Annotated in this window: 5 protein-coding genes; 2 read left to right on the forward strand and 3 right to left on the reverse strand. The window is 69.5% G+C overall.

The window, feature by feature from the left end; genetic code table 11:
* Nucleotides 1-258: 258 nt before the first annotated feature.
* Nucleotides 259-1,380 carry a hypothetical protein gene (locus VGF64_10580; protein ID HEY1635193.1) on the forward strand — a complete coding sequence of 374 codons (1,122 nt, stop codon included), beginning with the start codon at nucleotides 259-261 and terminating at the stop codon, nucleotides 1,378-1,380.
* On the opposite strand, the gene VGF64_10585 is transcribed toward VGF64_10580, so the two are convergent.
* From VGF64_10585 to glgX, 3 genes are all read right to left on the reverse strand, one after another.
* On the reverse strand, nucleotides 1,362-2,270 hold the full coding sequence (locus VGF64_10585; protein ID HEY1635194.1) for an NAD-dependent epimerase/dehydratase family protein: 909 nt from the start codon (nucleotides 2,268-2,270) through the stop codon (nucleotides 1,362-1,364). The two genes, VGF64_10580 and VGF64_10585, sit on opposite strands and share 19 nt — an antisense overlap.
* Nucleotides 2,255-3,442: a pyridoxal phosphate-dependent aminotransferase family protein gene (locus tag VGF64_10590; GenBank protein ID HEY1635195.1), complete on the reverse strand. Its 1,188-nt coding sequence runs from the start codon at nucleotides 3,440-3,442 to the stop codon at nucleotides 2,255-2,257. Before VGF64_10590 ends, VGF64_10585 begins: the two co-directional genes overlap by 16 nt.
* A 118-nt stretch (nucleotides 3,443-3,560) precedes the next feature.
* A complete protein-coding gene (glgX, locus tag VGF64_10595) occupies nucleotides 3,561-5,663 on the reverse strand; it encodes a glycogen debranching protein GlgX (GenBank protein HEY1635196.1) in 2,103 nt (700 codons plus the stop codon).
* A 101-nt stretch (nucleotides 5,664-5,764) separates the two neighbouring features.
* Here glgX and VGF64_10600 point away from each other — a divergent pair, with 101 nt between their 5' ends.
* Nucleotides 5,765-5,944 carry a recombinase family protein gene (locus VGF64_10600; GenBank protein HEY1635197.1) on the forward strand — a complete coding sequence of 60 codons (180 nt, stop codon included), beginning with the start codon at nucleotides 5,765-5,767 and terminating at the stop codon, nucleotides 5,942-5,944.
* Nucleotides 5,945-6,008 lie beyond the last annotated feature (64 nt).

Raw genomic sequence — 6,008 nt, forward strand, 5'->3', positions numbered from 1 at the left:
TCATGGCCCGCACCCATGCTCGCAGAGACAACAAGGAGTCTCATCCGCTGGCAGTCCTCGGGCGTCAGCCGGCTAGGGGCCGGCGGAGCCCCGCCCCGCTTGCCCGAAACCCAGGGCCGGCCTGAGCACCTCGCCCCGCGCTGGGCACACGATCACCGCCATAACAGAGGAGTTTACCGGGCCAAGCCAGGGGGGCTGGGGCATCTGCCCGCTGAGGCCCCTCGAACCACCCCCAGGGGGGCGACTACCCTGCCTCGGATGCCCCTCGAGGTACGCCCCGTGCGCGGCCTGCTCGGCCGGCAACGGTTCGTCGAGCTCCCGTTCCGCCTTTTCGGCCACGACCCGGAGTGGGTGCCACCCCTCCGGATGACGATCTACGATCGCATCTCGCCTCGCTACCCCGCGCAGGACCATCAGCAGACGCAGCTGTGGATGGCCTACCGTCGAGGTCAGCCGGTCGGGCGAATCGGGGCCTGCATCGACCGTCTCTTCAACGAGCTCCACGACGAGTCATGGGGCTGGGTCGGGTTCTTCGAGTCCTTCGACGACCCCGCCGTTGCCAGCGCCCTGCTGGACACCGCGTGCCAGTGGGCGACCGATCGCGGCGCGGCCGTGTGCATCGGACCCGCCTCGTTCACCACCAACGACGAGTGCGGGCTGCTCGTCGACGGGTTCGAGCATCCTCCCCTTTTCCAGACACCACATAACCCGCCCTACTACGAGCGCCTGTGGACCGGATCGGGCTGGGAGCCGGCGATGGACCTTTGGGGCTGGTGGTACACGCGTGACACGGCGCGGCTGTCCGAGCGGCAGCGCGCCGTGCTGGAGCGGATCAAGAAGCGGGCCGACGCGCACGTCCGCGGCATGGACATGGCCAACTACAACGTCGAGGTGGCGCGCGTCTTCGACCTGTTCAACCAGACCTGGGCGGACAACTGGGGCTTCGTCCCGATGAGCAAGGGCGAGATCGACCACCTCTCCAAGGGCCTGAAGCGGATCATCGACCCCGACCTGATGCTGGCGGTCGAGCGCAGTGACGGCGAGGTGCTGGCCATGGCGCTCTGCCTTCCCGACGTCAACGAGGTGCTGCGCAGCGTGCGCAGCGGCAGGCTGCTCCCCCTCGGCTGGTTGCGTCTGCTGCGGGGCCTGCCCAGGGCCACCCGCGCCCGCATCTTCATCCTCGGGGTCCGTCCAGACCAGCAGAACCGGGCGCTCGGCGTCCTGTTGTACCAGGAGCTCACCGACCGCCTCATTGACAAGGGAATGGCGGGAGCCGAGGCCTCGTGGATCCTCGCCACCAACAAATCCATGAACGCCGCCATAGAGGGAGTCGGGGGTACGCGCTACAAGACCTGGCGTCTCTACCGCCGGGAGCTCTGAGCGGCGAGGAACCCGCCGAGGACGGTCCCTGACGCCAGGTGCGGCCGCCACCCCCAGGCGTCCCGCGCTCGCGTCGGGTCCAGGGCGAGCGGGCCGCCGAGCAGGACGGCGCGGTCGGCCCCGAAGCCCAGCAGCCGGGCCCGGTACGCGATCTCGCTGAAGACCACGAGCGCCCTCAGGGGCGCCCGGACGACCCGGCCGCCGGTGATCGCCGCGATCTGGGCAGGGTCGAGCCAGTCCTCGGTGGCCACGTTGTAGGCCCCGGTGTCCGTCGACAGCCCGGCCCGGAAGAGCGCATCGGCGGCATCGTCCTCGTGCAGGAACTGCAGGGCCTGGCGCACCCCCGACGCCGCCGGCACGGCGCGGCGGTAGCCGGAAGTGGCCCGCCGGACGGCCGGGTCTGCATGGGGGCCGAGCACGGCGCAGATGCGCAGGGCTGCCGACGGGGCCGCCTCGGCGCAGATCCGCTCGGCCGCCAGCTTCTGACCGGCATAGGGGCACTCCGGGTTCGGACGCGTCGGGGCGCCCTCCTCGAGGGGGAGGGCGTTGCCCGGCCACGCCCCGTAGACAGCCGCTGACGAGGCGAAGACGATCCGGGCCGGCTGGGCGGCCGCCACGTTCCTGGTGCCAGCCAGGTTGGCGTCCTCGGGGTCGTCGCCGCCCCGCTCGCGCCAGAGCTGGAAGCCGAGGTGCCACAGGACATCGACTCCAGTCAGGGCGCGGCGGGCCTCCGGACGGCGCAGGTCGCCGCGGGTGTGCACCAGCTTGGGGTGCTCCGGCAGCGGCCGGCGGGCAACAGACCTCACCCGGTCGACACGTGGGTCGCCGAGCAGCAGGTCCAGCAGCCTCGAGCCGAGATGCCCGGTGGGACCCGTCAGGCCGACGTCGATCGGGCCACCTCGAAAGCCCGAAGGGCCTCCTCGATGTGCGCCTCGGTGTGGGTGGCCATGACCGAGGTCCTCAGCATCGCCCGCCCCGAAGGCACGGCCGGCGAGATGACGCAGTTGACGTACACCCCGTTGTCCAGCAGGGCCCGCCAGGTGCGCCCCGCCTCCCACTCCTCGCCGATGGTCACCGGCACGATCGGGGTGCCGGTGTCGGTGCCCACTTCGTAGCCGAGCTGGCGAAGCCCGAGCCGGAGCTGGTCGGCTCGCTCGCGGACGGCGACTCTCCGCCAGTCCTCTTCCCGCGCCACTCGGAGCGCCGCGAGCGCGGCGCCGAGCGCCGCCGGCACCCCGGAAGCCGTGAACTGGAACGGACGGCAGGCGATCCGCACGTAGTCCACCACCGCCTTGGACCCCAGGATGAAGCCCCCACAGGAGGCCAGGGACTTGGAGAACGTGCCCATGAGGAGGTCCGGCTCGACCCCGGCGTCGGCCGCCACGCCGGCCCCCTTTGGGCCCAGCACGCCGAGCGCATGGGCCTCGTCGACCAACAGCCGCGCCCCGAGCTCCCGGCAGGTGTCAGCGATCGGGCCGACCGGCGCCACATCCCCCTCCATCGAGTACACCCCGTCCACGGCAACGAGCGCTCCCTCGCCGCCCTCCTGACGCCAGGAGCTCAGCCGACGGGCGAGGCTCGACACCGAGTTGTGCCGGAAGTACCGGAACCCGCCGGGGGCCAACCGAGCCCCGTCGATGATGCTGGCGTGCCCCGAGACGTCGACGAAGGTGGCGTCGTTGGGCCCGACGAGCGTCGAGATGACCCCGAGGTTCACGGAGTAGCCGGTGGTGAACACCAACCCTGCCTCGGCGCCCAACCAGTCACACAGCTCGGCCTCGAGCTCGTGGTGGATCGGCAGGGTGCCGTTCATCAGCCGGCTGCCGGTGCACCCCGTCCCGTACTCCTCGACGGCGTCGATGGCCGCCCGCTTCACCCGCTCGTCACCAGTCAGACCCAGGTAGTTGTTGGACCCGAGCATGATCACCCGGCGCCCCTCGTGGATGACGGTCGGCCCCGCTTCGCTGCCCATCACCTTGAAGAAGGGGATGAGGCCCATGGAGTCGGCGACCTCGTACTCCTCGAGCTTGGGCGTGAGGCACTTGTCGAACAGATCAGGCATCAGGGAGGTCCAGTGGCTGTCGTGTGGCGCCGCCAGAGACGCATGCACCAACAGACTACTGCGCCCATAGGGGGGTCAATCGGACGGGGCGGCTCCGGTGGTCCCAGGAGCCTCCGGTTCAATCCTCCCGCCGCAGCAGCACGCTGGCGTAGGCGCCCACCTCCAGCTGCTCCCCCCCGGCCAGCGGGTGCTCGTCAGCGTCCTTGATGCCATCGTCGCTGGTGTCGAGCACTTTCGTCCACGACTCCCCCCAGCTGCCCTTGGGCAGGGTGAAGCCCAGCACATCCGGACCGGCGTTGAGCAGGAGAAGGAAGCTGTCGCCGGCGACCCGCTCGCCCCGCGTGTCCCGGCCAGGGATGGCGCTCCCGTTGAGGAAGACGCCCATGGCCCTGCCGTCGTCGTCCTCCCAGTCGGCCTCGGTCATCTCGGTGCCAGCGGGGGTGAACCACCCGATGTCGCCGATGCCTGACCCGCGCAAGGGGCGACCGTGGAAGAAGCGGCGGCGCCGGAAGACGGGGTTGCTCCGGCGCAGGTCCACGAGGGCGGACGTGAAGGCCAGCATGCCCTCGTCCACCTGCGCCCAGTCGAACCACGAGACGTCGTTGTCCTGGCAGTAGGCGTTGTTGTTGCCCCGCTGGGTGCGACCGAGCTCGTCACCGCCCAGGAGCATGGGCGCCCCTTGCGACAGGAGGAGGGTGACGAGGAAGTTCCGCTTCTGGCGGGCGCGCAGGGCGAGCACGTCAGCGTCATCGGTGGGCCCCTCGACCCCGCAGTTCCAGGAGCGGTTGTAGCTCTCACCGTCGCGGTCGCTCTCGCCGTTCGCCTCGTTGTGCTTCTGGTCATAGGAGACCAGATCGGCGAGCGTGAACCCGTCGTGGGCGGTCACGAAGTTGATGCTGGCGTGCGGCCGCCTGCTGCTCGACTCGTAGAGATCCGAGCTCCCGGTGAGGCGGTAGGCCAACTCGGCCAGCATCCCGGGCTGCCCGCGCCAGTAGTCGCGCACACAGTCCCGGTATCTGCCGTTCCACTCCGACCAAAGGGGCGGGAAGTTGCCGACCTGGTAGCCGCCCTCTCCCACGTCCCACGGCTCGGCGATGAGCTTCACCTGGCTCACGACCGGGTCCTGCTGGATGAGATCGAAGAAGGCCGAGAGGCGGTCGACGTCGTGCAGCTCTCTTGCCAGGGTCGAGGCCAGGTCGAAGCGAAACCCGTCGACGTGCATGTCCGTCACCCAGTACCGCAGCGAGTCCATGATGAGCTGCAGGACGTGGGGCTGGCGCATGTTCAGGCTGTTGCCCGTGCCCGTGTAGTCGGTATAGAACCGGGGGTCCTCGGCCAGCCGGTAGTAGGCGGCGTTGTCGATGCCGCGAAAGCTCAGTACCGGTCCGAGGTGATTGCCCTCGGCGGTGTGGTTGTAGACCACGTCGAGGATCACCTCGATGCCGGCGTCGTGCAGCGCCTTCACCATGGACTTGAACTCCTGTACCTGCTGGCCACGCTGGCCACTGGCGCTGTACTCGTTGTGCGGCGCGAGGTACCCGATCGAGTTGTAACCCCAGTAGTTGCGGAGACCCTTCTCCACGAGGACGTTGTCGTGCACGAACTGGTGGACCGGTAGGAGCTCGACAGCGGTGACCCCGAGACGCTGGAGATGCTCGATGGCCTCAGGGCTGGCCAGGCCCGCGTACGTGCCGCGCACCTCCGGGTCCAGTCCGGGGTGGCGGATGGTGAAGCCGCGGACGTGGACCTCGTACACGACCGTGTCGTGCCAAGGCGTGCCCGGTGGTCGGTCGTTCCCCCAGTCGAAGTAGGGATTGACGACGACCGAGCGCGGCACGAACGGGGCGCTGTCGGTCCTGTTGGCCTTCACCGGGTCCGTCGGTCCGTGGCCGTACACCGCCGGGTCCCAGCGCACGTGACCCTCGACCGCCTTGGCGTAGGGGTCCAGCAGCAGCTTGGCCGGGTTGCACCGGTGCCCCTCGGCCGGGACGTCGGGCCCGTGAACCCGCCATCCGTAGCGTTGGCCCGGCTCGATCCCGGGCAGGTAGCCGTGCCAGCAGAAGCCGTCAACCTCGTCAAGCTCGACGCGCCGCTCCGTACCGTCCTGGTCGAACAGGCACAGCTCCACACCCTCGGCCACCTCGGAGAACAGCGAGAAGTTCGCGCCTGCTCCGTCGAAGGTCCCGCCGAGCGGATAGGGGCTACCCGGCCACACTCTCATCTCCGGCACGCTACCGGGCCATACCAGTTGCTACGACAGCGGGGCTGGCCCGCGATGACAGAAGGGTCGAGCTGAGGCGGAAATGCGCTAATCTAACCCTTGTGACCAAAGCCACAGCGGCCGTCGTGTACGCCCGTATCAGCAAGGACGACAATGGCGACGGCCTCGGCGTGGCCCGCCAGGAGAAGGACGGCCGGGCGCTATGCAAGCGGCGAGGGTGGTCCGTGGCCGAGGTGATCGTCGACAACGACCTGAGCGCCTTCTCGGGCAAGATCTCATGAGACGAACCGAGGGAGAGGCTCCAAATGCCCAAGTGGATGCCGCCCGAGAGCGTCTGGTCATCCG

It is taken from the genome of Acidimicrobiales bacterium, assembly GCA_036491125.1.
Lineage (GTDB): Bacteria > Actinomycetota > Acidimicrobiia > Acidimicrobiales > AC-9 > AC-9.

Bases quoted from the DNA above. Each gene is read 5' to 3' on its own strand.
- glgX (HEY1635196.1), bottom strand. From the start codon at position 5,663: ATGAGAGTGTGGCCGGGTAGCCCCTATCCGCTCGGCGGGACCTTCGAC.
- VGF64_10590 (HEY1635195.1), bottom strand. From the start codon at position 3,442: ATGCCTGATCTGTTCGACAAGTGCCTCACGCCCAAGCTCGAGGAGTAC.
- VGF64_10580 (HEY1635193.1), top strand. From the start codon at position 259: ATGCCCCTCGAGGTACGCCCCGTGCGCGGCCTGCTCGGCCGGCAACGG.